The sequence below is a fragment of the Pseudomonas sp. B6002 genome (assembly GCF_013385985.1).
Taxonomy (GTDB): domain Bacteria; phylum Pseudomonadota; class Gammaproteobacteria; order Pseudomonadales; family Pseudomonadaceae; genus Aquipseudomonas.
Map to the genome: position 1 here is coordinate 391,042 of NZ_JACAOY010000006.1, position 26,948 is coordinate 417,989.

24 protein-coding genes are annotated in these 26,948 nt (G+C 59.4%); 17 read left to right on the forward strand and 7 right to left on the reverse strand.

Features of this window, described 5'->3' with window-relative positions:
• Positions 1-46: 46 nt before the first annotated feature.
• The 5 genes from HX792_RS09035 to HX792_RS09055 form a co-directional block, all read right to left on the reverse strand.
• Positions 47-328 (reverse strand): peptidylprolyl isomerase, encoded by a 282-nt coding sequence (locus tag HX792_RS09035; RefSeq protein WP_010210937.1) that lies wholly within the window; start codon positions 326-328, stop codon positions 47-49.
• A gap of 442 nt (positions 329-770) precedes the next feature.
• Positions 771-1,619 carry a response regulator transcription factor gene (locus HX792_RS09040; RefSeq protein ID WP_176995741.1) on the reverse strand — a complete coding sequence of 283 codons (849 nt, stop codon included), beginning with the start codon at positions 1,617-1,619 and terminating at the stop codon, positions 771-773.
• Positions 1,620-1,684: 65 nt separating this feature from the next.
• Positions 1,685-3,103 carry an aminotransferase gene (locus HX792_RS09045; RefSeq protein ID WP_176995742.1) on the reverse strand — a complete coding sequence of 473 codons (1,419 nt, stop codon included), beginning with the start codon at positions 3,101-3,103 and terminating at the stop codon, positions 1,685-1,687.
• Positions 3,104-3,128: 25 nt separating this feature from the next.
• Positions 3,129-4,229: a polyamine ABC transporter substrate-binding protein gene (locus HX792_RS09050; protein ID WP_176995743.1), complete on the reverse strand. Its 1,101-nt coding sequence runs from the start codon at positions 4,227-4,229 to the stop codon at positions 3,129-3,131.
• A gap of 104 nt (positions 4,230-4,333) precedes the next feature.
• On the reverse strand, positions 4,334-4,828 hold the full coding sequence (locus tag HX792_RS09055) for a DUF1543 domain-containing protein (protein WP_176995744.1): 495 nt from the start codon (positions 4,826-4,828) through the stop codon (positions 4,334-4,336).
• Between the two features lie 106 nt (positions 4,829-4,934).
• Here HX792_RS09055 and HX792_RS09060 point away from each other — a divergent pair, with 106 nt between their 5' ends.
• Positions 4,935-5,756: an aldo/keto reductase gene (locus tag HX792_RS09060; RefSeq protein ID WP_176995745.1), complete on the forward strand. Its 822-nt coding sequence runs from the start codon at positions 4,935-4,937 to the stop codon at positions 5,754-5,756.
• Between the two features lie 52 nt (positions 5,757-5,808).
• Here HX792_RS09060 and HX792_RS09065 read toward each other — a convergent pair whose 3' ends face one another.
• Complete coding sequence (locus tag HX792_RS09065; RefSeq protein ID WP_176995746.1) at positions 5,809-6,324, reverse strand: Hcp family type VI secretion system effector; 516 nt, start codon at positions 6,322-6,324, stop codon at positions 5,809-5,811.
• A 477-nt stretch (positions 6,325-6,801) separates the two neighbouring features.
• Here HX792_RS09065 and tssA point away from each other — a divergent pair, with 477 nt between their 5' ends.
• Genes tssA through HX792_RS09145 form a run of 16 tightly spaced genes read left to right on the forward strand, consistent with a single transcriptional unit; the run spans position 6,802 to position 26,610 of the window.
• Entirely contained in the window at positions 6,802-8,349 is a 1,548-nt protein-coding gene (gene tssA, locus HX792_RS09070; RefSeq protein WP_176995747.1) for a type VI secretion system protein TssA, read from the forward strand.
• A 32-nt stretch (positions 8,350-8,381) separates the two neighbouring features.
• On the forward strand, positions 8,382-8,879 hold the full coding sequence (gene tssB / locus HX792_RS09075; protein ID WP_176995748.1) for a type VI secretion system contractile sheath small subunit: 498 nt from the start codon (positions 8,382-8,384) through the stop codon (positions 8,877-8,879).
• A 27-nt stretch (positions 8,880-8,906) separates the two neighbouring features.
• Positions 8,907-10,382, forward strand: a complete 1,476-nt coding sequence (gene tssC / locus HX792_RS09080) for a type VI secretion system contractile sheath large subunit (RefSeq protein WP_176995749.1) — start codon at positions 8,907-8,909, stop codon at positions 10,380-10,382.
• Positions 10,379-10,798, forward strand: a complete 420-nt coding sequence (gene tssE, locus HX792_RS09085) for a type VI secretion system baseplate subunit TssE (RefSeq protein ID WP_371319337.1) — start codon at positions 10,379-10,381, stop codon at positions 10,796-10,798. Before tssC ends, tssE begins: the two co-directional genes overlap by 4 nt.
• Positions 10,788-12,575 carry a type VI secretion system baseplate subunit TssF gene (gene tssF / locus HX792_RS09090; protein WP_176995750.1) on the forward strand — a complete coding sequence of 596 codons (1,788 nt, stop codon included), beginning with the start codon at positions 10,788-10,790 and terminating at the stop codon, positions 12,573-12,575. Before tssE ends, tssF begins: the two co-directional genes overlap by 11 nt.
• Positions 12,539-13,546 carry a type VI secretion system baseplate subunit TssG gene (gene tssG / locus HX792_RS09095; protein WP_176995751.1) on the forward strand — a complete coding sequence of 336 codons (1,008 nt, stop codon included), beginning with the start codon at positions 12,539-12,541 and terminating at the stop codon, positions 13,544-13,546. The genes tssF and tssG overlap by 37 nt, the downstream gene beginning before the upstream one ends.
• Positions 13,547-13,558: 12 nt before the next feature.
• Positions 13,559-16,087, forward strand: coding sequence for a type VI secretion system ATPase TssH (tssH, locus tag HX792_RS09100; protein WP_176995752.1), 2,529 nt, complete (start codon positions 13,559-13,561; stop codon positions 16,085-16,087).
• The gene (locus tag HX792_RS09105; protein ID WP_176995753.1) at positions 16,084-17,604 is read left to right on the forward strand and encodes a sigma-54-dependent Fis family transcriptional regulator; all 1,521 of its coding nucleotides are present in this window, start codon (positions 16,084-16,086) and stop codon (positions 17,602-17,604) included. Before tssH ends, HX792_RS09105 begins: the two co-directional genes overlap by 4 nt.
• A gap of 51 nt (positions 17,605-17,655) precedes the next feature.
• Positions 17,656-17,787 (forward strand): type VI secretion protein, encoded by a 132-nt coding sequence (locus HX792_RS09110; RefSeq protein ID WP_176995754.1) that lies wholly within the window; start codon positions 17,656-17,658, stop codon positions 17,785-17,787.
• Positions 17,788-17,802: 15 nt separating this feature from the next.
• Positions 17,803-18,987, forward strand: a complete 1,185-nt coding sequence (gene tagH / locus HX792_RS09115; RefSeq protein ID WP_176995755.1) for a type VI secretion system-associated FHA domain protein TagH — start codon at positions 17,803-17,805, stop codon at positions 18,985-18,987.
• Positions 18,984-19,478: a type VI secretion system lipoprotein TssJ gene (gene tssJ / locus HX792_RS09120; protein ID WP_176995756.1), complete on the forward strand. Its 495-nt coding sequence runs from the start codon at positions 18,984-18,986 to the stop codon at positions 19,476-19,478. The genes tagH and tssJ overlap by 4 nt, the downstream gene beginning before the upstream one ends.
• 1 nt (position 19,479) lies before the next feature.
• Positions 19,480-20,808, forward strand: a complete 1,329-nt coding sequence (gene tssK / locus HX792_RS09125; protein WP_176995757.1) for a type VI secretion system baseplate subunit TssK — start codon at positions 19,480-19,482, stop codon at positions 20,806-20,808.
• Positions 20,809-20,813: 5 nt separating this feature from the next.
• Positions 20,814-21,677, forward strand: a complete 864-nt coding sequence (icmH, locus tag HX792_RS09130; protein ID WP_176995758.1) for a type IVB secretion system protein IcmH/DotU — start codon at positions 20,814-20,816, stop codon at positions 21,675-21,677.
• Between the two features lie 15 nt (positions 21,678-21,692).
• A complete protein-coding gene (gene tssM / locus HX792_RS09135; protein WP_176995759.1) occupies positions 21,693-25,073 on the forward strand; it encodes a type VI secretion system membrane subunit TssM in 3,381 nt (1,126 codons plus the stop codon).
• Complete coding sequence (locus HX792_RS09140) at positions 25,070-25,783, forward strand: PP2C family serine/threonine-protein phosphatase (RefSeq protein WP_176995760.1); 714 nt, start codon at positions 25,070-25,072, stop codon at positions 25,781-25,783. Before tssM ends, HX792_RS09140 begins: the two co-directional genes overlap by 4 nt.
• Positions 25,780-26,610, forward strand: a complete 831-nt coding sequence (locus HX792_RS09145; RefSeq protein ID WP_176995761.1) for a serine/threonine-protein kinase — start codon at positions 25,780-25,782, stop codon at positions 26,608-26,610. Before HX792_RS09140 ends, HX792_RS09145 begins: the two co-directional genes overlap by 4 nt.
• On the opposite strand, the gene HX792_RS09150 is transcribed toward HX792_RS09145, so the two are convergent.
• Positions 26,603-26,935: a DUF6388 family protein gene (locus HX792_RS09150; RefSeq protein ID WP_176995762.1), complete on the reverse strand. Its 333-nt coding sequence runs from the start codon at positions 26,933-26,935 to the stop codon at positions 26,603-26,605. The genes HX792_RS09145 and HX792_RS09150 overlap by 8 nt on opposite strands.
• Positions 26,936-26,948: the final 13 nt, after the last annotated feature.

Consider the following 26,948-nt stretch of genomic DNA (forward strand, 5'->3'; position numbering starts at 1 on the left):
CCCACCAGAGGGCGGGCCGTTGTTTATAGCATCAATGCAGACAGGATCAGTCCTGGCGGCTGGTGACTTCCAGCAGGTGGTAACCGAACTGGGTTTTCACCGGGCCTTGCACGGTGTTGACCGGGGCGCTGAACACGACGGTGTCGAATTCCTTGACCATCTGGCCTGGACCGAACGAACCCAGGTTGCCGCCGTCGCGGCTGGAAGGGCAGCTGGAGTTGGCTTTGGCGATCTCTGCGAAATCGGCGCCGCCTTCGATTTGGGCCTTGAGTTCGTTGCACTTGTCTTCAGTGGAAACGAGGATGTGACGGGCGGTGGCTTTGGCCATGGGGAGTAACTCCTTGAGTAAAAAGGGTGAGCCTACCGGATTCAGGCGGTTATTTCCTGGCAAAGTTCCCATGGATTGTTTGAGCGGCCTTTGGCTTGCCTACAACGTTGGAGGGTGTACCGAACCTGTGGGAGGGGGCTTGCTCCCGAAGGCGATAGCATTGCCTCATCAGGATCTGGCTGGTAGGAGCCGGCTTGCCGGCGATGGCTATGTGTAGGGCGCTGGAGCTTTTTGGTCGGAGTACATATCCGTTTCTTCGGTAATGACAGCTTATGGTTCCGCCCTTACGGCGGCTCACTTTGGAAAAGCCGGAATGCCGGCCCAGCCCAAAGTAAGCAAAGGGCTCTTGCCCCAACACTCGGNNCTCGGTGTGCCCGTAATCCGACCAGCGTGTTTGACGGGGCGCTTGAGATCAAAAGCAAAGCAGAGCCGCTTTAGCGGCTCACGCCCGGGCCATGGCGCCGCTGCGGGTCAGCCATTCGATGAACAGCGCGAACAGCTCGGCCTGGGAATTGATTGCCAGCTTGGTGTACAGGTTCTTACGGTGCATGCGCACGGTTTCTGGGGAAATGCCGAGCACTTGGGCGGTGGATTTTACCGAGTGCCCGCGCAGGATCAGGTGGGCGATTTCACGCTCGCGTACGGTGAGCACACCGCTGCCAAAGCCCATGAACGCCGCTTCGATCTGCTGGTGCGCCTGGGTCTGGGTGTACGCCTCGTCACTGATCACCTTGGCCAGCCCGCCGGTGGTGCCAAACCGCCGCAGCAACTCCCGGACGATAGCCTGGGTCGATTGCTGCACCGCCAGTTGTTCCTCGGTGAACTGCCCGGCACTCAGGCCCTGGAACATGCACAGCGAAATCTTGCTCTGGGGGCACAGGTCGACGATGTAGTAACTTTCCTGGGCGCCGCCGCTGCGCAGGTAGTAGGTCTTGTAGTACTCGCTGTTGAAAAAGTCATCCGGGGCAATTTGGGCCAGGTGGTAAAAACCTTCCGCCAAACCCTTGTCTACCGCCAGGCAAAACGGGTCCAGCAGGTAGCCGCGGGAAAAATAGCGGTGGATGATTTCATCCTGATACGCCCGAGGGATGCCTTGCTGATACAGCAGGTGCGGTGGCTGGCCCTGGCGTTCCAGGCTGATCATCATCGATTCGATGGGGGTGAGGGTGCACAGCGCGGCGGCCAGGTGTTCGAGGAATGAGGCTTCATCCACATGGATCAACGCCTGGGCCAGGGCGTGGTGCCAGGTTTGCAGTTGCTGCAGGGTCGGGGCAGGGCTGGCTGTGGTCATGGCAGCCAGTCTACCCGGCTGCCAACGCCCAGGCAAAAACGCCGAGACAGGCTCGGCGTTATGACTCATCGGCCTTGATACTCGCCGCTTTCGCGCAGTTCAGCGGCCGTATCGAGGATGCACTGGCGCAAGGTCTCCACGATTTCGTCGACTTGGGCGCGAGTGATGATCAGCGGCGGCGACATCACGTTCAGGTGGCCGATGGGGCGTACCAGCAAGCCTTTGGCCTGGGCGCGCAGGTGGATTTTTTCACCGATGTTGACCGCATCCGGCAGCAAGGCCTTGGTGCGCTTGTCCGCGACGAACTCGATGCACGCCATCAGGCGCTGGCAGCGTATATCCCCCACCAGCGGCAAGTCGGCCAAGGTCTGCAGGCGCTGCTCCAGGTACACGCCAACGTCTTCCACATGGGCCAGCAGTTGTTCGCGCTCGATGATCTCGATGTTTTTCAACGCAGCCACACAACTGACCGGGTGCCCGCTGTAGGTGAACCCGTGGGTAAAGCAGCGGCCTTTGCCCGGCTCGCCAATGACCTGCCAGATGCGCTCGGAGAAAATACACGCACCCAGCGGCAGGTAGCCGGAGGTGAGGCCTTTGGCGGTGGTGATGATATCGGGCTGCATGCCGAACACGTCTTCGGAAGCAAAGAACGCCCCGAGGCGCCCGAACGAAGTGACCACCTCATCGGCGACGTACAGCAAGTCGTAGCGCTGGCAGATTTCCCACATGCGTCGGTGGTAGCCCTTGGGCGGGATGATCACGCCACCGGAACCCATGATCGGTTCGGCGAAAAACGCCGCCACATTGTCCGCACCAAGGGTCAGGATCTTGTCTTCGAATTCATTCACCAGGAAGTCAAGGAACTCCGCCTCGCTCATCCCCTCCGGCGCCCGGTAGTAGTTGGGGCAGGAGATGTGGTGGAACAGGTCGCTCATGAAGTCGAACTCGGGCGCGCGGTCGGCGGCCTTGTTGCCGATGGACATGGTCAGGAACGTGGAGCCGTGATACGCACTGAAGCGCGAGATGATGTGCTTCTTGGCCGTTTTGCCACGGCTGTTCTGGTAGAACTGCACCAACCGGTAGGCGGTGTCCACGGCGGTGGAACCTCCGGTAGTGAGGAACACGTGGTCCAAGTCACCGGGTGCCAGGCTGGCGAGCTTGGCGCACAGTTCGATGGCCGTGGTGTTGGCCATGTCGCAGAACGGATTGGAGTAGGCCAGTTGGCGCACCTGGTTGGCGATGGCCTCGGCCATTTCCTCGCGGCCCAGGCCGATATTCGTACACCACATGCCGCCCACTGCGTCCAGGTAGCGGTTGCCATGGATGTCGTAGATGTAGGCGCCGTTACCCACTGCGATATTCAGCGAGCCTTGCTCACGGTGTTCGTCGAACATGTGGAAGCCGTGCATGTAGTGGGCTTTGTCGGCGGCGTCCAGCTTGTTATGGTCAAACTGGGCGAAAAAAGCAGGATTTGGCAGAGTCATGGCATTTACCTTTAAAGGCTGGGGTTCACTTGCCGGTCTTCACGGCATTCCAGGTACGGGTGATCAGGCGCACGGCGGCTTGGGGTTGGCTTTTTTGCGTGAACAAACGCTGCATCGTCGCCGGATCGGGGTAGATGGCCGGGTTATCGCGGATATCGGCGTTGACCAGCGGCTTGGACGCCAGGTTGCTGTTGGCGTAATGGATGGTGTTGCTGACGCCGGCCATGGTGCTCGGTTGCAACAGAAACTCGATGAACTTATGGGCATTGGCCACATGGGGCGCGTCGGCCGGGATGTAGAAGTTATCGAACCAGATCAGCGAACCTTCCTTGGGTATGAAGTAGTCCAGCTTGACCTTGGCCCCGGCTTCGGTAGCGCGAGCCTGGGAGGTGGCGTAATCGCCCGACCAGGTGGTTGCCAGGCACAGGTCGCCGTTAGCCAGGCCGTTGATGAAACCGCTGGAATCAAATTTGCGAATGTAGGGGCGCACCGCCATCAGTACGTCCTGGGCGGCCTTCAGGTCTTTGGGCGCGACACTGTTGGGGTCCAGGCCTAGGTAAGTGAGGGCCAATGGAATCATGTCGGTGGGTGAATCCATGAAGGTAATGCCGCAGTCGGCAAACCGGGCGATGACCTTGGGGTCGAAGATCATCGCCAGGGACCCGATGGGGGCGTCCGGCATGCGCGCCTTGATCATGTCGACGTTATACGTCACGCCGTTGCTGCCCCAGGTGTAGGGCGCCGAGTAGGTGACGCCCGGGTCGTGTGCCTCCAGGCTCTTGAGCACCACGGGGTCGAGGTTTTTCCAGTCGGGCAGTTGGGTTTTGTCCAAAGGCTGGAACACCTTGCCCTTGATCAGCAGCGGCACCAGGGAGGCGTTGAGCAGCGCGAGGTCATAGCCAGAGCGCCCGGAGAGCAATTTGCCCTGCACGGTTTCGTAGGAATCGTAGGTGTCGTAGATCACCTTGATGCCCGTGGCCTTTTCGAAGTCGGCCAGGGTGGTGTCGCCGATGTAGTCCGCCCAGTTGTAGATGCGCAAGGTGTTGCCCGGGTCATCCGCGGCGTGGCTCAGGGTTGAAGTGGCCAACAGTGCGGCGCTGAACAGGGCGATAAAGGCTTTATGCATGGGGACCCACCTTGTGTTGTGCTTGTTATCAGGCTGAGGGACTGATTGCACTGTCAGGCAGGTGGGGGGTGTGCGCCATACCCCGTTCGGGTAGGGGAGGCGGTTCAGGGCAGGACGATGTAGTCGTTCTGCTGGATGATCGGCCGGTGCGGGCCTTGCACCAGGTGCAGGTAACGGCCGTCCACCAGGTCGATGGGCAGGCAGTCATCGATATCCATGACGGCGTCAGTGTGCGCCTGGGACCAATGGCGCAGCATTTGTTGCTTGCCCTTGCTCGTTGCCTCCTGTTTGTTGCGAGCCACCACCAGCAGGTAGTGATGAGCCTCGCCAAAGCTGTTCGTCTCGTAGCCTCCAAGGTTGATGAAATACAGGTGATGCGCGCCGGCCTGCGGCGCAAGGTGGCTGAGTTCGACTTTCCAGCCGTCGACGCCATCAACGGCCATCCACGAATCGATATGCACGCCCTTGGGGCTGCCGAACCAGCCATCGCGCAGTTGCGAGTAAGTGCCCTCCAGCGTATCCGCTACGGCGAATACCACATCATGGACTTCGATTCTGGCCCGTGGGTGCTTGCCCCCGAGCATCACGACAAACAGCATGGCAGATTCTTCCTGGCGACTTGGCAGGGGGCAACCATACTGCGATTGAACCCTTTTGTCCGGCCAATGCCACAGTGTTAATCCGCGAACGCATCAGGAGGTTGTCATGCGAACCATTGATCTGGCGGGCTCGCCCGTCCCTGTCATCGGCCAGGGCACCTGGCGCATGGGCGAAAACCCCAGCCAGCAGCGTGCTGAAGTCGCTGCGTTGCAACTGGGCATCGACGAGGGCATGACCCTGATTGATACCGCTGAAATGTATGGTGAAGGCGGTGCTGAAACGGTGGTCGGTGAAGCCATTCGCGGTCGCCGCGACCAGGTGTTCCTGGTCAGTAAAATCTACCCGCACAATGCCAGCCACAAGGGCGTGCCCCGTGCCTGCGAGGCGAGTCTCCATCGTTTGGGCACCGATTATATTGATCTCTATCTGTTGCATTGGCGGGGTCAATACCCGCTGGAAGAAACGGTCGACGCGTTCGAGCGCTTGCGTGAGGCCGGCAAGATTGGCCGCTGGGGTGTTTCCAATTTTGATGTGGCCGACCTGCAGGAACTCGCCTCCCCAGCCTGCGCGACCAACCAGGTGCTCTACAACATCGAAGAGCGCGGGATCGAATATGACTTGCTGCCTTGGTGGCAACAACATCACTTGCCATTGATGGCGTACTGCCCGATTGCCCAAGGCGGTGAGTTACTGTCCAGTCCAACACTCAAGCAAATTGCCCGTCGCCATGAAGTGACACCCGCCCAGGTTTCCCTGGCCTGGGTATTGCGTCAGGACGGGGTGATCGCCATCCCCAAGGCCGTAACCCCAGAGCATGTGCGGCTTAACGCAGCTGCCGCCAAGTTAGTGCTTGATGAACACGATCTCGACGCCATTGATCGCGTGTTTGGTGCGCCCAAGCGCAAACACCCACTGGCAATGGTGTAGCCGATAGGCAGGAACGGTGCCGTCCGTGGCGCCGTCCCTGCGTTGTTGCAGCTTAGCCGGCTACAGGGTTACGCCAATCGTCCGAGCCGGAAGTACCGGAGACTTCGTGGGTCCACACGATCTTGCGGTAGGTGAAATACACATCCTCCAGATGGGTGAAATGAGCGTTCTCCGGGTCCTGGCAGTTGGGCATGCGAGACTGGATATCCACGATGGTCGCGCCTTCCAGCTCGATCGTGAAGTAGTGCTCCTGGGTACCCGCCGATGAAGTGCGCAGCCACTCCAGTCGGCATTTGACCTCTTCGCCACTGGTCAGCGCGCTGAACAGCAGTGGCGATGATTTATCAAACACCTTACTGATCATCAGCGGCTTGTGGACCCGCTGACCGGTTGGCTGTCCCGATTGCGGGTCGCGGGGGATGATCACCTGGTGGGAATACGCCTGGACCAGGATCTGGTCCTCATGACCCTCCTGGTAAATATTGCCTACCGAGTCCTGGGTGAATGTGCCTGCCGTAATCAAACCCTGTTTTACACCGGTGATTGAAAGGTACGCGGGTGTTGGCATGAGTGGTTTCCTTGCCTGATTGATGAGGTAGTCCCGAACGACGATTGTGCCGGTCGGGTAGTTGGCTATAACAAGAAGCGTGCCTGAAAGTGTGTTGGTCAATAAAATAAGGGGTGTGGCGTTAAAATGTTTTTTATTTGTATGGGTGTTATGTTGATTTTGGGGTTTTAGAGGTTTTTATTTGCGCATGAGTGTGCATTTAGTTGCTCGGTAGTCTATTTGGCCTGGTGTTGAGTGTGTGTCGGTGAATAAAGTGTGTTTTGATTTTTAAGGTGCGCAAAATGCTGCGCATGCCTTGATTTTGTTGATTTGTAGGAAATTACTTAAGTGCGCTTCCGTCGCTTGATGAATGCCGAGTGCGTGGCTAAAGTTTGCGAACTTCGTTATGGGTTTGCGAGGTTTAGAGGGTGAGCTGATTTGCACTATGGGTGCGGTTAGTTGGCCTTGACTGCCTCGAATGGTTATGTGTGATCTTAAATGGTCTATTCAAGTAAGCTTTGTGATTATTATGTTGAGCTCGCACGTCTTCCGTGCTCGCAAATAAGTTTTGTGGGCAGTGATATGCGTTTTTCAACTGAATACGAAGTGCTGGAATTCGAGTTGGATAAAACCCAGTCGATTCATGGTGCCTCTCTGCCCGATTGGATCAAGGTGCTGGAAGTCTGCGAGTGCCTGTTGCGTCAGCACTCCAAAGACCTTCGGGTAGCGGCGTGGCTGACATGGGCATTGCACCAGCGTGAATCCTTTCCAGGCCTGCTGGCTGGTCTGGGGTTGATGCGCTACCTCTGCGAGCATCACTGGGCGCAGGTTTTTCCGAAAAAGCCGCGTACCCGCGGCGCTGTTCTCGGCTGGTTGGTATTGCGCCTGGAACCATTGTTTGCGCAAAGCCTGCCACTTCAGGATCAGCAACCGCTGTTTCAAAGCGTGTTGGAGCATCTCGCGTGCCTTGATGATCTCTGGACCCGGCAGTTGGGGGATGAAGCCCCATCATTGCTGCCCATGCGCCGACAGTTGGCGCAGAAACTGGAGCATGCAGAGCGGCAGGGCGACACCCCGTCGACCGTTCCTGTTGCCCCGGCCAAGCAGGCTGTGACTCAGCCGTTCAGTATCGAACCTGTGATAGATAACGAAAAAGATGCTCACAAATGGCTGCGCGCATTGCAGGAGCAGGCGCGGCCGCTGAGCGCGTGGTGGCAGCGTCAAAATGCGGGTGACCTGCGTGCACAGCGCCTCAATCGAACATTGGTCTGGCTGGCGCTTACGCGTTGCCCGGACGCTGACAGCGAGCGGATTACCGCGCTCCGAGGTCCGGCACCCGACAAGCTTACGCATTACCAGGAGCGCTTTGTCCAAGGGCATTACGCGGATCTGTTGATTGAACTGGAGACGAGCCTGGCCGGGTCCATGTTCTGGTTCGATGGCGTGCGAATCGCCTGGGAGTGCCTGCAAGCCTTGCACGCCGATCTGGCGATGACCGAACTGGAGGTCAGCTTCGCCTTGTTGCTGCAGCGGTTGCCAACCCTGCCTGAGTTTCGGTTTCACGACGGCACGCCGTTTGCGGATGCCGCCACTCGCGACTGGATCTCGCTCCAGGTCAATCGACATCTTCAAGCTCCCGAGCTTCCGGGCGTGCAGGTTGAAGCGAGGGCCGAACCCTGGGAGTCGGCCCTGCAGGCAGTCATGCCCAGGCTACGCAAGGACGGGCTTAAAGTCGCCGTGAGTGAACTCAAGCAAGGCTTGCATGCAGCTCGTAGCGAGCGTGCGCGATTTCATTGGCGGCTGGCCATGGCACGCCTGTGTGTGTTGGCCGGCAAACAGGAGCTGGCGAAGGTCCAGCTGGAACAGCTGGATGATGAATTGCAGCAAGCGGGTATAGACCGCTGGGAGCCCGAACTGGCCCTCCAGGTGGCGCAACTCTTGTATCGCTGTTGTGAACAGTTGCCACAAAGCCACGCTGTGCGTGAACGCAAGGAAGACACTCATCGAAAACTATGCCGCTTCGATCTCGAAGCGGTACTTGAATAGGTTTTCGACTCACTCGAAAAAGGAGAACGACCGTGGCCAAAGAAGGTTCGGTAGCACCCAAGGAACGTATCAATATTACTTTCAAACCCGCAGTGGGAGGTGCGCAGGAAGAAGTCGAACTGCCACTGAAACTGTTGGTGCTGGGTGACTTCACCCAGCGTGAGGACCTGCGCAAGCTCGAAGACCGCAAGCCCATCGGCATCGACAAGAACACCCTCGACGACGTACTGGCCAAGCAGGCGTTGGCACTGACCCTGAGCGTACCCAATCGGCTCCAGGAGTCGGCTGAGGTTGAGGAGCTGGCCATTCAGGTGCGGATCAATTCCATGAAGGACTTCAACCCCGCAAGCCTGGTGGAGCAGATCCCCGAATTGCAAAAGCTGATGGCGCTACGCGATGCGTTGATGGCGTTGAAAGGGCCCCTGGGTAATACACCGAGTTTCCGTAGAGCCATTGAGCAGGCGCTGGCCAATGACGAATCCCGCGCCCGGGTACTGGCAGAACTGGGCTTGAACAACCCCACCGCCTGACATTTTCAGTAAAAGGACACTGATGCCATGACTACCCAGCAAGCCCCATTACCGACTCAAACCGCAGGCGAGCACAGCATTCTCGATAACATCATCGCCCAGACCCTGCTGAGTGCCGACGACGAGGCGTATAGCATCGCCAAACGAGGTATCTCGGCCTTTATCGAGGAGTTGGTCAAGCCACAGAACAAGGACGAACCGGTCAAGAAGCGCCTGGTTGACCGCATGATCGCCGAGATCGACACCAAGCTCAGCCTGCAAATGGATGAAATTCTTCACCACCCAGATTTCCAGGCCCTCGAAGCATCATGGCGGGGGCTGCAATTGCTGGTCGACCGCACCGACTTTCGTGAAAACATCAAGATCGAGCTCCTGAATGTCTCGCGCCAAGACCTTCTTGACGACTTCGAAGACTCGCCAGAAGTCAGTCAATCCGGGCTCTACAAACATATCTACAGCGCAGAATACGGTCAGTTTGGTGGCCAGCCCGTCGGAGCCATTATTTCTAACTACTTCCTCTCGCCGAGTGCGCCGGATGTGAAGCTGATGCAGTACGCCGCCAGTGTTGCCTGTATGGCTCACGCGCCTTTCATCGCTTCGGCCGGGCCTGGCTTCTTCGGCTTGGAAAGCTTCAACGGACTGCCTGATCTGAAGGATCTCAAGGATCACTTCGAAGGCCCGCAATTTGCCAAATGGCAAAGTTTTCGCCAAAGCGAGGATTCCCGCTACATAGGGCTGACTGTGCCCCGGTTCTTGCTGAGGACGCCTTACGATCCGCTGGAGTGTCCGGTCAAGACCTTCACCTATCAGGAAAACGTGGTCAACAGCCACGAACATTACCTGTGGGGAAATACTGCCTACGCGTTTGCCACCCGACTCACTGACAGCTTCGCCAAATTCCGCTGGTGTCCAAATATCATCGGCCCGCAAAGCGGTGGAACGGTGGAGGACCTGCCGCTGCATCACTTCCATAGCATGGGTGAAATCGAAACCAAGATACCGACGGAAGTGCTGGTCTCTGATCGCCGAGAATATGAGCTGGCTCAAGAGGGGTTTATCGCCCTGACCATGCGCAAGGGCAGTGACAACGCCGCCTTTTTTTCTGCCAGTTCCGTACAGAAACCGAAGAATTTCGGCATCAGTGCCGAGGGCAAGGCGGCTGAGCTGAACTACCGCCTGGGCACGCAGTTGCCCTACATGATGGTGGTTAATCGCCTGGCGCATTACCTAAAGGTCTTGCAGCGCGAGCAGCTAGGTTCATGGAAAGAGCGCACCGACCTGGAGCTGGAACTCAACAAGTGGATCCGTCAATACGTTGCGGATCAAGAGAACCCCAGCGCCGAAGTTCGTGGGCGACGCCCGTTGAGGGCTGCGCGGATTGTCGTGAGTGATGTCGAGGGCGAGCCGGGTTGGTACCGCGTCAACCTCAGTGTGCGCCCGCACTTCAAGTACATGGGGGCTGACTTCACGCTGTCCCTGGTCGGCAAGCTCGACAAAGAATGAGCAGGGGTCAGGGACTGTCCGAGCATCGCAGCCTCTTCGAGCGGCTTGAAGGGCAAACGTCAAGTCGGACCAGCAGCGCGGCGTCTGTTGCCGCCCATTTGGGGAAGATGCTCAGTACCCGCGCGGGCAGCGTTCTTACGTTGCCCGATTATGGGCTGCCCGACCTCAACGACATGCGCTTGAGCCTGCATGAATCGTTGACCCAGTCGCGCCTGTCGATCGAGCGATTTATCCAGGCGTATGAACCGCGCCTGGTGAATGTGCGTGTCAGGGGATTGCCCGGTGAAAGTGATCCTTTGTCCCTGGCATTTTGTATTGATGCCGCGTTGCTTGTTGCGGGTGTCATGCAGCCGGTTGCATTCAGTGCGCGCTTGATGGGTGCAGGACAGGTCGAGGTATTGCCTGATGTCCTTTAATCGTTTTTACCAAAGTGAGCTGAGCGCCTTACGGCAGCTCGGGCGGCGTTTTTCGGAGCGCAATCCCGCCTTGGCGCCGTTTCTCGCCGAGGCGGGCCAAGACCCCGATGTCGAGCGGCTGCTGGAAGGCTTTGCGTTCCTGACCGGGCGCTTGCGGCAGAAGCTTGCCGACGAGCTTCCCGAGTTGACCCACTCGATGATGCATCTGTTGTGGCCCAACTACATGCGGCCATTACCGTCTTTCAGCATCCTGCAGTTTGCACCGTTGCAGCACGCGAGCACTCCTGTGCTTGTTGAGCGGGACACATCGGTGGAAAGCGTGGCAATCAATGGTGAACGTTGCCGCTTTCGCACGTGCTATGCAACCCAGGTCCTGCCACTGCAACTGAGCGACCTGGAATATCGCGCCATGGAAGGCCGGGCATTGCTGAACCTGCGCCTGGAAATGAGCGCCGAGGGCAATTTCAGCGAATGGACCTTCAGCCAGTTGCGCTTGCACCTGGCGGGCGATCGGTATGTCGGCCAAGGGTTATACCTGAGTTTGTTGCGCTATCTGGAGGGTATCGAGGTGTTGCTTTTCGATCAGGAAGGACGCCCGGTTAACGGGCCTGACGGGCAGTTGCCATCGTTGCGGCTGGGCGCTAGCCAGGTTCAGCCGGCAGGGTTTGATGACGATCAAGCGTTGATTCCGTACCCGATGAATACCTTCAAAGGGTATCGCCATTTGCAGGAGTACTTTGCGTTTCCGGAGAAGTACCTGTTTGTCGATGTGTGTGGGCTTGATGTATTGCAGACACTGCCCAGCACTGTGCTCAAACAAGCGCGCCACATGGAGCTGCGTTTCGAACTCCGCACGCGGGAGCATGAGCCATCCCCCCCGAACCTGGACAACGTGAAGCTGTATTGCACACCCATCGTCAACCTGTTCAAACATGATGCGGTGCCGATTCGGCTGGACGGCAAAAGGGACGAATACCTGCTGGTGCCGGCAGAGTTCGAAAGGGGCAATGCGGCGGTATTTTCCATCGACAGCGTCACCGGCTGGTGCCCTGGCGGGCTGGGTCATCGGACCTACGTCCCGTTTGAAACCTTTGAACATGACGGGGATGGCGGTGCCAACTCAAAAGCGCCCAGCTACAGCATTCGTCAACGCTCATCGGTACAGCACGGCGGGTTGGACACCTGGCTGAGTTTCGGCGCTGGACTGGCCCAGGACCAGGAGACGCTTTCGGTTGAATTGACGTGCACGAACAACAATCTGCCGCGGCAATTGCAGGTAGGGGATATCAACCAGCCGTGCGAAGAGACGCCGGAGTTTCTGTCGTTTCGCAATATCTGTGTGCCAACACCCAGTTTCAGCCCCCCTCTGGACCAGGACTTTCTCTGGAAACTGATTAGCAACCTGTCGCTCAACTACCTGTCGTTGACCGATATCAGTGCCTTGAAAGTCACCCTGGAAAACTACGACATACCCCGATACCACGACAGACAAGCGCAGGTCATCAGCCAACGAAGGCTGGGGGCGTTGCGATCCATTCGTCATGAAACGGTCGACCGGTTGTACCGCGGGTTGCCAGTGCGTGGTTTGCGGATCGACTTGAGCATTGACCCCCAGGGCTTCACTGGTCAAGGCGATCTGTTTGTATTCGCCTCTGCGCTCAATGAGTTTTTTGCCCTCTATTCTAGCCTGAATTCGTACCACGAAATGCGGGTCATCAGCACACAAGGAGACGTGTACCTATGGCCACCCCGGAAGGGCCAGCAGCCCCTGCTTTAAACGAGTTATCCCGCGTCATCCGTGAGCACTCGCTATTTCAAGCAGTTCTGCAGGTGATTGAGCACCTGCGCCATGCTCATCCGCAGCTGGATGACGACGCACTGTATGACCTTGTTGAGTTTCAGGCGAACCCGGGTTTTGGGTTTCCGGGGCATGACATCGACCGAGCGGAGTTTTTTGTAGAGCGCGGTCAATTGCGAGCGCGCCTTCGCCTCAATGTACTCGGCTTGCACGGCGCCGGTTCGCCATTACCGGCGTTTTATGCCGAGCAGGCTGCAACTGAACATGTAGGAGGAAACACTGCCCGGGACTTCCTGGATGTTTTTCACCATCGCCTGCAGCGGTTGATGTTGCTGATCTGGCGCAAGTACCGCTATCACATGTGCTTTCGCGCCGGGGCCAGCGATGCCTTTTCCGAGCAGATGTTTTCACTTGTCGGTCTGGGAGGGCGGCAGGTTCGCGAAGCCGCGCGGCTGGATTGCACTCGGCTGCTGCCTTATCTGGGGCTGCTGAGTTTGCGGGCGCATTCAGCCTCACTGGTCGAGACCGTGCTTCGGTACTACTTCAAGTACCGCCTTGTGTTTATCGAGCAATGGGTAGAGCGCTCGGTGGTCATCACCCATCAGCAACGTAATCGGCTGGGTGCAGACAACAGCAGGCTGGGGGAGGACCTCGTACTGGGGCATCGAGTCATCGATCGCAGCGGCAAGTTCAGGGTGCATCTGCAGGCGCTGTCCTGGCAGCGTTTTCATGACTTCTTGACGACGGGCAGCAGTTATCAGCCGCTGTGCGCACTGGTTCGCCTCAGCGTTCGAGCCCCCCTGGAATATGACCTGCGCCTGGAATTGGCAGCAGGGGAAGCAAAGCCACTGCACATCGGTGAACGCAATGTCTGTGGCCTGGGCTGGACCAGTTGGCTGGGACATGAACGCGCTGATGGCGTGCTCACGCTTGGCAGCAACTCTCATTAGGGACTGATGATTATGATGAATGTAGATCTACAGCAATTGATCCAAACGCTGACCACCGACACTCGCCGCGACCTTGAACGTGCTGCCGAGCGCTGCGTGGCGCGGGGCGGCAAAGAAGTATTGGTAGAAGATGTATTGATGACGCTGCTGGAATATCCCGACGGTTTGTTGGCAAAGGCGCTGAAGGATGCGGATATCGAAGTCGGCACGCTGCAGGCAACGTTGCAACTCAAGGCAGAGCACAGCGCGGCGCACAACCCCGTGTTCGCCCAGGCGCTCGTCCATTGGTTGCAGCAAGCGTTGATGGTCGCGCACCTTGAACTGGGGCAGGTCGAGGTGGATCACGCGGCACTGATACTGGCTCTCCTGCATCACCCGCTGCAGCATGCGGGCAGTGGGTATCAACAGATTTTGAGTCGACTGGATGCTCACCGTGTGCGCGAGTTTGTGCAAAGCCAGGCAGCACAACGTATTCCTCGACGCTCCGAGGCGTCGTTGCTGGAACGCTTTACCCATGACCTCACACGCCAGGCCCGCGAAGGGCGCATTGACCCTGTGCTGTGCCGGGACAGTGAAATCCGCCAGTTGATCGACATCCTCGTGCGTCGTCGCAAGAACAACCCGATCCTCGTAGGTGAGGCCGGGGTTGGCAAGACGGCCGTTGTCGAAGGCCTGGCCCTGCAAGTGGTTGCCTCACAAGTCCCCGAGCCGCTCAAGGATGTGCGCATCCTGACGCTGGACATGGGCCTGCTGCAGGCCGGTGCCAGCATCAGGGGCGAGTTCGAACGTCGACTCAAAGGCGTGCTCGACGAGGTGAGTGCCAGCGCTCAACCCGTGATCCTGTTTATCGATGAGGCACATACCCTGGTGGGGGCAGGGGCCCAAGTGGGGGGGAGCGATGCGGCCAACCTGCTCAAGCCGGCGCTGGCCCGCGGGCAACTGCGCACCATCGCGGCGACCACTTGGTCAGAGTACAAGAAGTACATAGAAAAAGACCCGGCGCTGGCGCGGCGTTTCCAACCGGTGGTGGTGGGGGAGCCGAGTGTGGAAGCCGCTGTGTCGATCTTGCGTGGGCTGGTTCCGGTTTATGAGGCCAGCCATGGGGTGTATGTGCGTGATGACGCGGTCGTGGCGGCGGCGCAGCTGAGTGCTCGCTACCTCGCTGGGCGGCAGTTGCCGGACAAAGCCGTCGATGTGCTGGACACCGCGTGTGCCCGGGTGCGTGTCAGCCTGGCAGCGGCCCCCGAGGCGTTGCAACGTCTGCGATCCGAGCTGGCGGAAGGCATGCGTCAGCGCGTTGCGCTCTCGCGGGATCTTGACGCGGGCCTGGCCATTGACGAGCCGGCGTTGCAAGCCTTGAACGTGCGACTGAACGCCTTGGAACTTGAGTGCCAGCGACTGGAAGGTTGTTGGGTCGAACAAAAGAATCTGGCAGAGCAGGCCATTTCCGAACGCCGACAGCGTCTTGAGGGCGAGTGTGTCGAGGGCGCCCGGCAAGTGCCTGCTTGCAATGAACCACGGTTGGTCAGCCACGAGGTATGCCCTCGACTGGTGGCACAGGTTATTAGCGCCTGGACCGGTATTCCGATCGAGCAGCTGGCGTTTGACAGCAGTGAACGGATTCTCGGTTTCGCCGATGCGCTGCGCAAACGCATCCTCGGGCAAGAGCAGGCAGTGATCGCGCTTGATCGAAACTTGCGTGCCGTTGCTGCGGGGCTCAACGCACCGGGTGCGCCTGTGGGGGTGTTTTTGCTGGTGGGCCCTAGTGGTGTGGGCAAGACCGAAACAGCCCTGGCACTGGCGGACCTGCTGTATGGCGGTGAGCGGTTTGTGACCACGTTGAACATGTCGGAATACCAGGAGAAGCACTCCCTGTCCCGGTTGATCGGCGCCCCGGCGGGTTATGTCGGTTTTGGTGAGGGCGGGGTACTGACGGAAGCTGTGCGCCGACGGCCTTACTCGGTGCTCTTGCTGGACGAAGTGGAGAAGGCCGACCCGGAAGTGCTCAACCTGTTTTACCAGGTCTTTGACAGAGGCTTGGCCAACGATGGCGAAGGCCGGGAAATCGATTTTCGCAATACACTGATCCTGATGACGTCCAACCTGGGGAGTGACGCCATCACCGCACTCTGCGCGAATGGCCAGCGCCCTGATCCGCAGGTTCTTCAAGACGCCATTCATCCTGTGCTGCGTGCTCACTTCAAGCCAGCGTTGCTCGCTCGGATGCGGGTTGTACCCTATTACCCCCTTGCCAGTGAAAGGCTGGAGGACGTGGTGCGACTCAAGCTGGAACGGCTTGGGCACCGCTTGCAGCAACGCAGGCTGACACTGAGCTTCACCTGCGAGTTGGTCGCGCACATGACCGATCGTTGCCTGCACAGCGACAGTGGCGCCAGGCATATTGACCAATGGATCGAGCTGAACCTGCTGCCTCAGGTGGTCGACAGGCTGCTCGACGCAATGGCGGTTGGCGAACCCTTCTCACGGGTTCACGCAACGCTGAACGACGCCGGCCAGCCAGTCTGCGAGTTCAGCCAATGACGAACAATCTGTTGGATCAGCTACCTCAGCCGCTGGTGTATGCCGAGCGTTTGTTGGGTTGGTATACCCGTTTGGGGGCTGACGAGGATGCGTCGTCGTTGCTCGAACTGTGTGTGGCCGCCGTCGCACAGCTAAGCGATTGCGAACTCTGCCAGCTCTATGAACGAGATGAAACGACGGGGCGGCTCGGGCTGATCGCCCAGCATATCCCTGGCTCATCGCCCACGCAGGCGGGTGAGGATTTTCAGAATGAGCAACTCCTGCACTACGTGGTGAATCAGCGTTGTGCCCTGAACCTTGATGAGCTGTGCGGCAGTGTCTATGACAGCGGTTTTCTGCCGGCCGCGAGCACACCGTGGCGCTCACTGGCCTGCCTGCCACTGTTCAATCGGAATAAGGCGATCTGTGGTGTGTTGCTGTACGCAAGCCAACGCGCGATGCCGTTGCAAGGCTTCGCAGCGTCGCTGGGGCAACTGGGCAGTTTCGTTCTCAACCAATGGGGCTCGCGTATTGCTCGGCCAGGGCAAGCCGCAATGGTGCACAAACGCGACACGTCCCTCAGGGGGGCTTATGGCTTGATCGGCAACAGCACGGCGATGGACGAAACCTGTCGATTGATGGGCAAGGTATTACTGACGCCTTATACCGTGTTGTTGCGCGGTGAAACGGGCACCGGCAAGGAGGTCGTGGCACGCGCCATCCACCGTGCCGGCCCGCGTGGGGCTCAACCGTTTGTGGTGCAGAACTGCGCGGCGTTTCCCGAAGGTTTGCTCGAGAGTGAGCTTTTCGGTTATCGCAAAGGCGCGTTTACCGGCGCCGAGCGTAACTATGCAGGCCTGTTTGATGCCGCCCACGGGGGCACGCTACTGCTGGATGAGATTGGCGATATGCCGCTCTCCCTTCAGGCCAAGTTGCTGAGAGTTTTGCAGGAGGGCGAAATTCGCCCGCTGGGTGCCAGCACCGCCCACAAGGTTGACGTGCGCATCATCGCAGCCACCCACCGTGACCTCGCAGCGATGGTGGCCGAGGGCAGTTTTCGTGAGGACCTCTATTATCGCCTCGCGCAATTTCCCATCGAGCTACCGGCATTGCGCGACAGGGACGGGGATGTCCTCCTGCTGGCGCGCCACTTCGCTGAGCAGGCCTGCTCCTCCCTGGAAAAGCCCCCCGTGAGCTGGTCCAGCGCGGCGCTTGATCAACTCTCCAGCCATGGGTTCCCCGGCAATGTGCGCGAGCTCAAATGCCTGGTGGAGCGTGCGGTGTTGCTGTGCGATGACGGAGTGATCCTGCCGGAGCATCTCTCGCTGTCGCCCGCACCTGCTATTGCAGCGGTTGAGTCAACGTTGCGCCAACGCCTGGAACGGGTCGAGCGGGTATTCCTGATTGATTGCCTGCACAAGAACCGTGGCAATCGCACGCGCACCGCACGCGAGCTTGGTGTTGCCCGACGTACGCTGCTCTATCGCCTTGCACGCCTGAACATCCCTTTCGGCGACGCACGGGGGAATGCTGAATGAACCCCCTACGTTCACTGCACGTTGCCGACTTACCTTTCTGGAAGAGACCCGATGCCTGATCGTCCATGGCAGGCCTTGATGCTTGCACTGTGCTTGCTGAGCGGCTGTAACGCCAATTACGTGTTTGATGATGCCGACTATCGTCCTTTGGGTGACCCCCATGCGACGCGTCGCGGCCAATGAGAGGGGAGACCTGCCATGCAACTCGTCTTTGAACTGTGCGTTGCCGATGCCGGCCAGACGCCCGAACGCAAGGTGTTTGACAGCACGGGTGGTGTGATCGGGCGCGGGGCTACTTGCGACTGGGTTATCCCGGACGCCAGTCGCTTGCTGTCCAGCCATCATGGCTTGGTCAGCTACCGTGACGGGCAGTATTTCCTGACCGATATCAGTAGCAATGGAATCCGTTCGACAGGCAACGACACACCACTGCCCAAGGGCCAGGCCCATCTGATCGGGGAGGGCGAAGTGTTCCAGCTGGGCGCGCTGTCGATACGTGCCCGGCTGGTCGCGAAGGCTGCACCTCATAGCAAGGCATCCTCCGCTTTCGCAGGGATCATCCCTGACGATGCCTACTTGAATTCAGTCGATCGTTTGGTACTCGCACCGCTGCACGACGCAATGTCGGAGGAACTGAATGGGATGAACGAGGCTGTCGAAGCCCATGTGCCGTGGACGGGACATAACGCCGTGGAGCGAGATCACCTGGTTGTGCCTACCCGGGCTGCGCCCCGTGCAGAAGCGCCTCCATTGGAGCTTTGCACAGCTAACGCATCCATAAATCAGGATCAGGCGTTCTGGACGCAATTCGCCGAGGCGCTGGGGGTGAGCCTGGATACGCTTGATGCACCAGCCCGCGAAGCGCTGGCGATCAAGGCAGCGAACCTGCTGAGGCAGTCTGTGGACGGGTTGCAGCAAAGCCTGCGCACTCACGAAGAGTTGAAAAGCGAATTCAACCTGGGGCAGGCCGGTCGCTGGGTCAAAAGCCAGAACCCGCTGAGAGACAGCATGGGGGCCCATGACGCGCTCCGCGCATTGCTGGGCACCGGAGAGTTGGGCCAGTTGTCCGCCGAATTGGCCATTGCTCAGGTATGCCGGGATATCCAGGTGCATCAGGTCGCCGTACTGGTGGCCTGCCGAACCGCGATGCGTAACGCACTGGCGGCATTCTCGCCGGGGCACCTGCAGCTGTGTTTCGAGCGTGAGGGCAAGCCGCCCAGGTTTGCTGTGGATGGGGCGTATTGGCGTGCCTATCGACGCCACTACCAGCAACGGATCGAAGAAGACGGCTCTGGCGAGCGCCAGTTGCAAGCGGACTTCGCCAGGGCCTACGACGATCAGGTACGCCTGGTCTCCACTCTGTACGCGGGACATTCAGGATGACGTTCACGAAGCGAGTCGCGGTTGTTTCTATACCGGCCGTGCTGGGCCTGATGGTGGGGTGCAGCAGCCTTTCGCCCTTTTCGACGGTGACCAAACTGGACCTGACACTGACTGCCAGTGAGCAGGTCAACCCGGATCTTCACGGGCGTCCCTCCCCAGTGGTGGTGCAACTGCTTGAGCTGACCCATCCGGTGGCGTTCGAGCATGCGGATTTTTTCGGCCTTTACGGGCGTGGGGAAAAGGCGCTGCCCAAGGATTGGGTGAGCAGCGAGGAGCTGGAATTGCGCCCAGGGGAACACCAGGTATTAAAACTCAGCGTCGAGCCGCAGAGCCGCTACATCGGGGTGTTGGCGGCTTATCGTGACCTGCCTCATGTGCAATGGCGGTTTGTGGTGCCCTTGGCCCAACGGCAACACACTCATAGCCACTTGCTGCTCGACCAGGCAGGGATACGCGCCGTGAGCCCGAACATTGGCCAGGGGGAGAATTAACATGCAGGCTCATAAAGTTATCTGGCGCGAGGGCATGCTGTTGCGGCCCCAGCACCTGCAACACAACGATCGTTACTACGACCAGCAACTCAACCGCACACGCTTGCTCGATAGCGATGCCTGGGGCTTTCTGACCCTGGGTATCGACCTGCAGTACCTCAATCTGGGCAAGGTGGTGGTCCATCAGGCCAGCGGAGTGTTGCCGGACGGCAGCCTGTTTGAGCTGGGTACGACGATGGAACCGTTGGTACTGGACATTCCAGCCAACTGCGCAAGCCAGAGCATTTATCTGGCCTTGACGCTGGCAACCGGCAACAGGGTTGAGACCCGTACACGGAATCAGTCCGATGTGGTCGCTCGTTACATCGCCTGCGAAACAGAGGTCAGTGATTCAAATGACGGCCCCGATTCGCGCTGCCGGATAGATTGCGCGCACCCGGACCTGCGCCTGTTGCTTGGTGAGCAGCACAGCGATCACACCTTCGTGAAACTCAAGATTGCCCAGGTGTTGGATTCCAGCACAGGTGGCAGTGTCAACCTGGATGCCGATTTTTCCCCGACGTTCCTCTACCTCCAGGGTTCGCAGTATGTGTTGTCCTGCCTCAAGGAAGTGATCAGCCTGCTGGCCAGCCGAGGTGATGCGATTGCCGAGCGGATCTGTGGCAGCGGCGTCGCAGCCAGCACGCAGGTGGGTGATTTCCTGATGTTGCAGCTGATCAACCGCACAGAGCCCGTATTGCGCCACTTCCTTGCCCAGGCGCAAGTGCGCCCGGAACTGCTTTACCGTTACCTGCTGTCGATCCTGGGTGAGTTGTCCACCTATGCGGGTGAAAACAAACGTGCACCTTTGGACATGTACTACCAGCACGATGACCAAGGCGCGAGTTTTCGCGCGCTGATGGGCGGGATGCGGGCCGCACTGTCGGTTGTGCTGGAACAGCACGCTATCGAGCTGATCCTGCAGAGACGCCAATACGGGGTAATGGTATGCCCGATCAGTGATATCAAGCTGTTGGGTACGGCAACGTTCATCTTGGCTGCAGAGGCCCAGTGCGATGGGGACGGGCTTCGGTATCGATTGCCGGCCCATCTGAAGATTGGTCCCGTGGAGCGCATACGTGAGTTGGTCAACCTGCAATTGACGGGCATCAAGGTCAGGCCACTGCCCGTTGCGCCACGGCAGATTCCGTTTCACGCAGGCAAGACCTATTTCATGCTCGAACTCACTGCAACGGATGTCTCGCAGTTGGAGCAGTCGGGCGGCTTTGCCTTCCATGTGAGCGGCGAATTTTCCGAGTTGGAGCTCAACTTCTGGGCCATCAGGAACTGATTACGATGAACAAGGACAGTGAATACCCGCAGGACGAGAAAACCGTACTGCTGGACCGGGAAGGGCATGGCCCGGCACAGGGCCCCCTGACGGACTTCGTTTCGACGCCCCGGTTCGAGCAGTTGGAAGACCGGATGATCTATGCCGCGGCATTGCATGACGCACACCCTTTCAACGTGGGGCCCAGCACGCTGGTATCTGCCAGCTGGGAAGTTCTGTCGGAAGTGGTTCAGCTCAAGCTCGGTATCGGCCGTGAAAATACGCAGCCCCTCAATGATCGCCTGGGTGCCTGCATCGCCCGTTTTGAAACGCGCGCCGCTCATGAAGGCGTGGAGAGCAGCCAGGTGAAGTACGCACGCTATGTGTTATGCAGCGTCCTGGATGAAGCCGTGGTCACCACGACCTGGGGCAATCACAGCGATTGGTCGAAGGTCAGTTTGCTGAGTCGGTTTCACAACGAGACCTTTGGTGGCGAAAAGTTTTTCCAGGTTCTGGATCGCCTTTCACGCGATCCGGTCAAGCATCTCGCCATGTTGGAGCTCATGTACCTGTGCCTGGCGCTCGGGTTCGAGGGCAAATACAGAGTGATGACCCGAGGCACAGAGCAGCTTGAGGCCGTGCGAGATGCCTTGTATCGCCAGATCAAGCACGTGCGCGGTGACCCGCCTCTTCTGAGGTTACCGCCTTCGGCGGGGAAGGCGCGGCGCAGGCGATGGCCTCTCGTCTCGGCCACCGGGTTCGCCGTGTTGGGTGTGTTCATGGTGTTGGCACTGTATTCGGTACTCACCTGGGTACTGGGACAACAGCGGGCCGATGTGCTGCAACGCTATCAATCTTCAGCGCCGGTTTTGACTCGGGCGACTATGTAACGCAGGGAGCATTCAATGAACGCATTCTTCAAGAGCGCGGGCACCGTGCTGCGCAAAATTTGGGTATGGAGCCTGTTACTGGTGCTGTCGCTGGCCTGTGTGGTCTGGTTCTTCGGGCCATTGCTGGCGGTGGATGACCACAGGTTCTGGGAAAGCCCGACGGCACGACTCTTGACCATCAGCGTGTTGTTTCTGCTGTGGGGTTTGACGATGGTCATCGTCAGTGCACGTCACACCGTACGGCTTGGCAAACCCGAACACCTGGCGCGCAGTCAGCATCAGGGGCTTATCGACAACGAGCGCAGGCACATGCGCGGGCGTTTCAAGGACGCGCTGCATACCCTGAAAACGACCGGGCATTATGCGGGGCGCAGCATACGCTGGCGTAACGACTTGCCTTGGTACCTGCTGATCGGCCAGCAGGGCAGTGGCAAGTCCAGCGTGCTGGCGGCCAGCGGGGTGCAACGGCTACTCGATCAGGCCGAGGGCACGCGCAAGCAGGGGACGGCCTACTGTGACTGGTATTTCGCTGAGCAGGGCGTGCTGGTCGAGACGGCAGGGCGTTACCTCGACCAACCGGACAGCGCGGTCGATGCTGCGGGTTGGGAGACACTGCTGGGCCTGTGCAAGGTTCGGCGCCGGACACGGCCGCTCAATGGTGTGATCGTGACCTTGTCGATTGAAACACTGCTGGGCAGCAACGAACATGACCTGAACCTGCATGCCCGGCAGGTCCATTCCCGGCTGCAGGAAATCCAGCAGGCCTTGCAGGTGGATATGCCGATCTATCTGGTGCTGACCCACGCTGACCACCTGCCGGGGTTCTCCGAATTCTTTGATACGCCCTTGGGCGAGGGGGGGGACTGTGTTTGGGGGGAGCCGATCTCGCTCGACAAAGCCAGCGCCGACGCCGCCAAGGTCCGTCAGGCATTCGAGGCACTGCTGCGGCGCCTGAGCAGCGAACTGGTCACGCGTTTGCACCAGGAGCGCAGCGTGGAGCGACGTGCGCGGATGGTCGATTTTCCACAGCAGGTGGCGCAAATCGGTGAACGTTTGTGCCAATTCATCGAACTGGCGTTCTGCGCTCATCGTTTTCAGCGCATCAACGGCTTGCGCGGCTTCTACGTAACGAGCACCGCTGAGCGCCGCAGCTACTTTGTGCGTGGGCTCTTCAGCCGTGTGATTTTTGCCGAAGCGGATCTCGCGGGGCTGCAGGCTCCCGAACGTCGCCGTCAGCAAAGGCGCCAGGGCATGTTGGCGTTGGCGGTTGCCCTGGTGGTGGGTATCGCCGCAGGACTTTGGGGGCAGAGCTATTCAGTCAATCATCAACGACTTGCACAGTTGACCTTGCTGGCAGAGCCCGTCTCGGCAGCACCCGGTTCGGATGAAACGCTTGCGCTGCTCCCCTTGCTGGACAATCGCCTGGCATCAACGCGGGTTTTCCCTCTAGCAGCAGACGCACGGCTGATAGAACGGGCCGGCTTGTATCAAGGCGAGGTCGTGCGCGAGCCGCTGGTCAAGGCCTATGAAGCGGTGTTGCTGCAGCCTCTGTTGTCGCAAGTGACCAGCCTTCTTGAGGAGCAGGTGCGTGCGAGCCTGGGCGAGCGTGAACAGTTGCTGGACAACTTGCGTGCGTACCTGATGCTGAGCCTGCCTGCGCGCCGTGACACGGAGTGGCTTGCGCAGCGTGTCGCCAACCAGTGGTCTTTGCGCTATGCCGGTGAAACGGCGGTACAGGGGCGCTTGAATGAACACCTCGGGCATTTGCTCGCGCAACCCTTTGTGGCACCGCTGGACGAAGATCTGGTCGCCCGTGCGCGACAGGCCCTTCGCGGCGAGTCACTGGCAGGTGTGGTCTATCGTGTCCTGCGCGAGCAGGCACGCGATCTGGAACCGTACCGCCTCACGGACGGCACCGTGTTTGCGGCGCTCGAACCGCCCATTCCGGGGTTCTATGGCAAACGGTACCTGCAGTATTTCGACAAACAAGGACCGCGGCTGGTCAATGCCATTGCCCAGGACAATTGGGTGTTGGGGGAGGCCACCGACCTCAGTGCAATGGACTTGCGTCGTTTAATGATGGAGTTGGAACAGCGCTATTTCAACGAGTACGCCGACGCCTGGGCCAGTGCGCTGGGCCGTATCCGGCTGCGCAGCACCGATGATCTCAAGCAGGGCAGCGAGCAGTTGTCGAACTTGACCTCGGCGCAGTCCCCGTTGCTGCTGATACTGCAGCAGATTCGTGAAAATACGCGCTTGCTGCCTGGCAACGATCGGTTGGAGGCTTTTGCCCAGGAGGCGAGTGGTGACCTCGGCGCCGTCATACAGTCGGCGAAAAGCAATGCACGGGTCAGCCAGTTGTTCGCGAAGGGGGGCGATGACACTGCGCGGCGTGCCGTACAGCGTCGATTCGAACCTTTGCATCAACTGCTCGACGAGCAACAGAGCCCCGGCAACGAATTGACCCAGGCGCTGCGCCAGCTCGACGCACTGCATTTGCAGCTGACAGCCCTGGACCGCGAGGGGGCACCCGAGCAAGCCGCGTTCCAACTAGCCAAGCGTCGCATGGAGGGGCAGCCGGATGCGTTGAGCCAGGTGCGCAATGTTGCGGCGCGCTTGCCGGTGCCACTCAAGGGGTGGTTCGAAGGTCTTGCCGACGACAACTGGCGCCATTTGCTTGATGACGCCTATGTGCATGTGAACCAGCGTTATCAGGGAGAGGTGTATGGCCTGTATGCCAAGGCGATTCGGCAGCGCTACCCCTTCAACGCCCATGCGGCCAGCGACGTGGCATTGAGTGATTTTCAGGATTTTTTCAAACCCCGGGGTGTTCTGGCGCGGTTCCACGACACTTACTTGAAGCCATTTGTCACTGCCGACTCTAGCCGTTACCACTTACGTAGGCTGGAAGGCCGCAGCCTGCCGATGTCTCGCTCGTTGTTGGATCAATTGAGCAAGGCACACACTGTGCGCCGCAGCTTCTTCAGCGAGGATCTGGGAGAGTGGTCGGTTCGTTTCACTCTGGCGTCCTATAGCCTGGACCAGGCGGTCAGTCGCTCGATCCTGCGTATCGGTGACCAGCAACTGGAGTACCGTCATGGTCCCATCGTGCCCTTGGCGTTTATTTGGCCGATCGAGGCTGAAAATGGCCGAAGCAGCCTGGTTCTAGAACGGGGGGCCGAGCAACCGCTGGGTATCGAGAAAAACAGCGGAGCCTGGTCGTTGTTTCGCTTCTTCGATTTGATGCAACGCGAACCTGCTCACGGGCGTGACACGCAGATACTCAAGGCCGACCTTGCCGGCTTGCGTGCCAACTACCTGTTGGTCAGCCAGCGTACGCCCAGCCCGTTCCAAATGGACACGTGGCGCACTTTCCGCTTGCCGGAGCAGTTATGAGCCTGCTCAAACGTGCCTGGCGCAGTGCTGCACGCAGCGAACAAGGTCAGGGACGGCTGCGCAATGAGGATGCGTTCCTTGAGAGCCCGCAAACCGGTTGTTGGGCTGTGGCGGATGGAATGGGCGGCCATCGGGCCGGGCATGTCGCCAGCCGGTCGGTGGTCGAGTGCCTTGCTGCACTGCCGGGCCAGGACAGTTTTGATCAGCGGATCGACGCCGTTCGCCAGTGTTTGCAGCAACTCAGCCGGCGCCTGGGCGCCCAAGGCGCGCATGAAACCATTGGCAGTACGGTGATTGTCTTGCTGCTGGATGACCACCGTGCTGCGTGCCTTTGGGCGGGGGACAGTCGCTGTTACCTGTGGCGGGGAAAGCGCCTGTATCAGCTGTCGCGGGACCACTCACGGCTTCGGCAGTTAATGGATGAGCAACACTTGAGCTTAGAGCAGGCCCAGGCCTATCCCGGTGCCAGGGCGTTGACCCGCGCTGTCGGTGCGCGGCACCTGCTTAATCTGGAAGTGTTGGAGCTCAGCGCCCGACCGGGTGATGTGTTTCTGTTATGCAGCGATGGGATTTACGAGGGCCTGAGCCATGCCGAACTCGGCAGCGCGTTAGGGCAAGGCACGCCGCAGCAGGTGGTGGACCAGTTGTTCTCAGCCGCTTCTCGCGGGACCTGTCGCGATGACCTGACTGCCGTGGTGGTACGCTCATGAAACGGCCGGAGCTGCTGGCGGGGCGTTATCGTCTGGAACGCTTATTGGGTTCCGGCGGAATGGGGGTGGTGTACCGTGCGCGCGATCTGTTGCATGAACAGTTTGGCGAGCCGGATTCAACGTTGGCGCTCAAGGTGTTGGGCGAGCACCTTTCCCAGGCGCCTGATGCATCTGCGTTGCTCTACAGTGAGTTTGCCCTGACGCGCAGGTTGCTGCACCCCCATGTCGTACGGGTGTTGTCGTTTGACGTCGACACCCACAATCACACGGCGTTTTTTACTATGGAGTTGATGCACGGGATCACCCTTGAGCAACTGCTGAAGGAATGCTCAAGCGGCCTGCCCTGGCAAGCCTTGCAACCGATCGCGGTGCAATTGCTTGAGGCGCTGGCCTATGTACATCGACAAGGTGTGCTCCATGGCGATGTGAAACCGGTGAATATCATGATGGGCGAACAAGGCGTGCGCTTGTTCGACTTTGGCCTCGGCCATTGCCAGGCTCAGATTGAGGCGGGGTTGCCGTGCTTGAGCCGCGAGCGCATCAACGCCTGTACCCCGGCCTACGCCGCCCCGGAGTTGCTGGCCGGCAATGCCTTGACGGCCAGCGCCGACCTGTATGGCGTCGCCTGTGTACTGTTCGAGCTGGCCCATGGCAAACGTCTGGGTGGGCGCCGCCCGACCGAGCGACTGCCGAGGCCCTGGCAATTACCCAGGCATTGTTGGACCGCGTTGCGTTCGGCGTTGGCCCTGGACCCCGAGCGGCGAACCCTCAGTGTGGCGGAACTGGGGGAGGCCATGGCGGGGTCGGGGCGACGCTGGTTCAGGTAGCGGGCAGGTCATGCAATTGGCAGTACTCGGCCCAACTCAAACCGGCCATCTGGGCGACTTCCTTGTGCACTTCAAGGCGCTGGGATTCGAAGGCGTGCGGCGATTCTGCGGTGAGCTTGAGGGTCAGTTCCCAAGCGAACAACCCCTGGCTCTCGGCTTCAGCTTCAAAGGCTTCATGCAAGCGTTCGGCACGGTACTGCGCCAGGGTTTCGCCTTTGGCCTGGGCGGCCAAGGGGTTCAGTGAATCCAGTTCGTTGGCAACGTCTGGGTGCTCTATCAAGAATCTGTCGAGGGCCAGTTGGTGATTATCGCCGGGTTGGGACAAGGGCATGCTCCAG

What these genes read in the sequence shown, in the direction of transcription:
- tssE (WP_371319337.1), top strand. Translation starts at nt 10,379, where the DNA reads ATGAGCAGGGGTCAGGGACTGTCCGAGCATCGCAGCCTCTTCGAGCGG.
- tagH (WP_176995755.1), top strand. Translation starts at nt 17,803, where the DNA reads ATGCAACTCGTCTTTGAACTGTGCGTTGCCGATGCCGGCCAGACGCCC.
- tssK (WP_176995757.1), top strand. Translation starts at nt 19,480, where the DNA reads ATGCAGGCTCATAAAGTTATCTGGCGCGAGGGCATGCTGTTGCGGCCC.
- HX792_RS09050 (WP_176995743.1), bottom strand. Translation starts at nt 4,229, where the DNA reads ATGCATAAAGCCTTTATCGCCCTGTTCAGCGCCGCACTGTTGGCCACT.
- icmH (WP_176995758.1), top strand. Translation starts at nt 20,814, where the DNA reads ATGAACAAGGACAGTGAATACCCGCAGGACGAGAAAACCGTACTGCTG.
- HX792_RS09045 (WP_176995742.1), bottom strand. Translation starts at nt 3,103, where the DNA reads ATGACTCTGCCAAATCCTGCTTTTTTCGCCCAGTTTGACCATAACAAG.
- HX792_RS09145 (WP_176995761.1), top strand. Translation starts at nt 25,780, where the DNA reads ATGAAACGGCCGGAGCTGCTGGCGGGGCGTTATCGTCTGGAACGCTTA.
- tssG (WP_176995751.1), top strand. Translation starts at nt 12,539, where the DNA reads ATGGCCACCCCGGAAGGGCCAGCAGCCCCTGCTTTAAACGAGTTATCC.
- tssH (WP_176995752.1), top strand. Translation starts at nt 13,559, where the DNA reads ATGATGAATGTAGATCTACAGCAATTGATCCAAACGCTGACCACCGAC.
- HX792_RS09105 (WP_176995753.1), top strand. Translation starts at nt 16,084, where the DNA reads ATGACGAACAATCTGTTGGATCAGCTACCTCAGCCGCTGGTGTATGCC.
- HX792_RS09040 (WP_176995741.1), bottom strand. Translation starts at nt 1,619, where the DNA reads ATGACCACAGCCAGCCCTGCCCCGACCCTGCAGCAACTGCAAACCTGG.
- HX792_RS09065 (WP_176995746.1), bottom strand. Translation starts at nt 6,324, where the DNA reads ATGCCAACACCCGCGTACCTTTCAATCACCGGTGTAAAACAGGGTTTG.
- HX792_RS09060 (WP_176995745.1), top strand. Translation starts at nt 4,935, where the DNA reads ATGCGAACCATTGATCTGGCGGGCTCGCCCGTCCCTGTCATCGGCCAG.
- tssC (WP_176995749.1), top strand. Translation starts at nt 8,907, where the DNA reads ATGACTACCCAGCAAGCCCCATTACCGACTCAAACCGCAGGCGAGCAC.
- HX792_RS09140 (WP_176995760.1), top strand. Translation starts at nt 25,070, where the DNA reads ATGAGCCTGCTCAAACGTGCCTGGCGCAGTGCTGCACGCAGCGAACAA.
- tssA (WP_176995747.1), top strand. Translation starts at nt 6,802, where the DNA reads ATGGTCTATTCAAGTAAGCTTTGTGATTATTATGTTGAGCTCGCACGT.
- HX792_RS09055 (WP_176995744.1), bottom strand. Translation starts at nt 4,828, where the DNA reads ATGCTGTTTGTCGTGATGCTCGGGGGCAAGCACCCACGGGCCAGAATC.
- tssJ (WP_176995756.1), top strand. Translation starts at nt 18,984, where the DNA reads ATGACGTTCACGAAGCGAGTCGCGGTTGTTTCTATACCGGCCGTGCTG.
- tssF (WP_176995750.1), top strand. Translation starts at nt 10,788, where the DNA reads ATGTCCTTTAATCGTTTTTACCAAAGTGAGCTGAGCGCCTTACGGCAG.
- HX792_RS09110 (WP_176995754.1), top strand. Translation starts at nt 17,656, where the DNA reads ATGCCTGATCGTCCATGGCAGGCCTTGATGCTTGCACTGTGCTTGCTG.
- HX792_RS09035 (WP_010210937.1), bottom strand. Translation starts at nt 328, where the DNA reads ATGGCCAAAGCCACCGCCCGTCACATCCTCGTTTCCACTGAAGACAAG.
- tssM (WP_176995759.1), top strand. Translation starts at nt 21,693, where the DNA reads ATGAACGCATTCTTCAAGAGCGCGGGCACCGTGCTGCGCAAAATTTGG.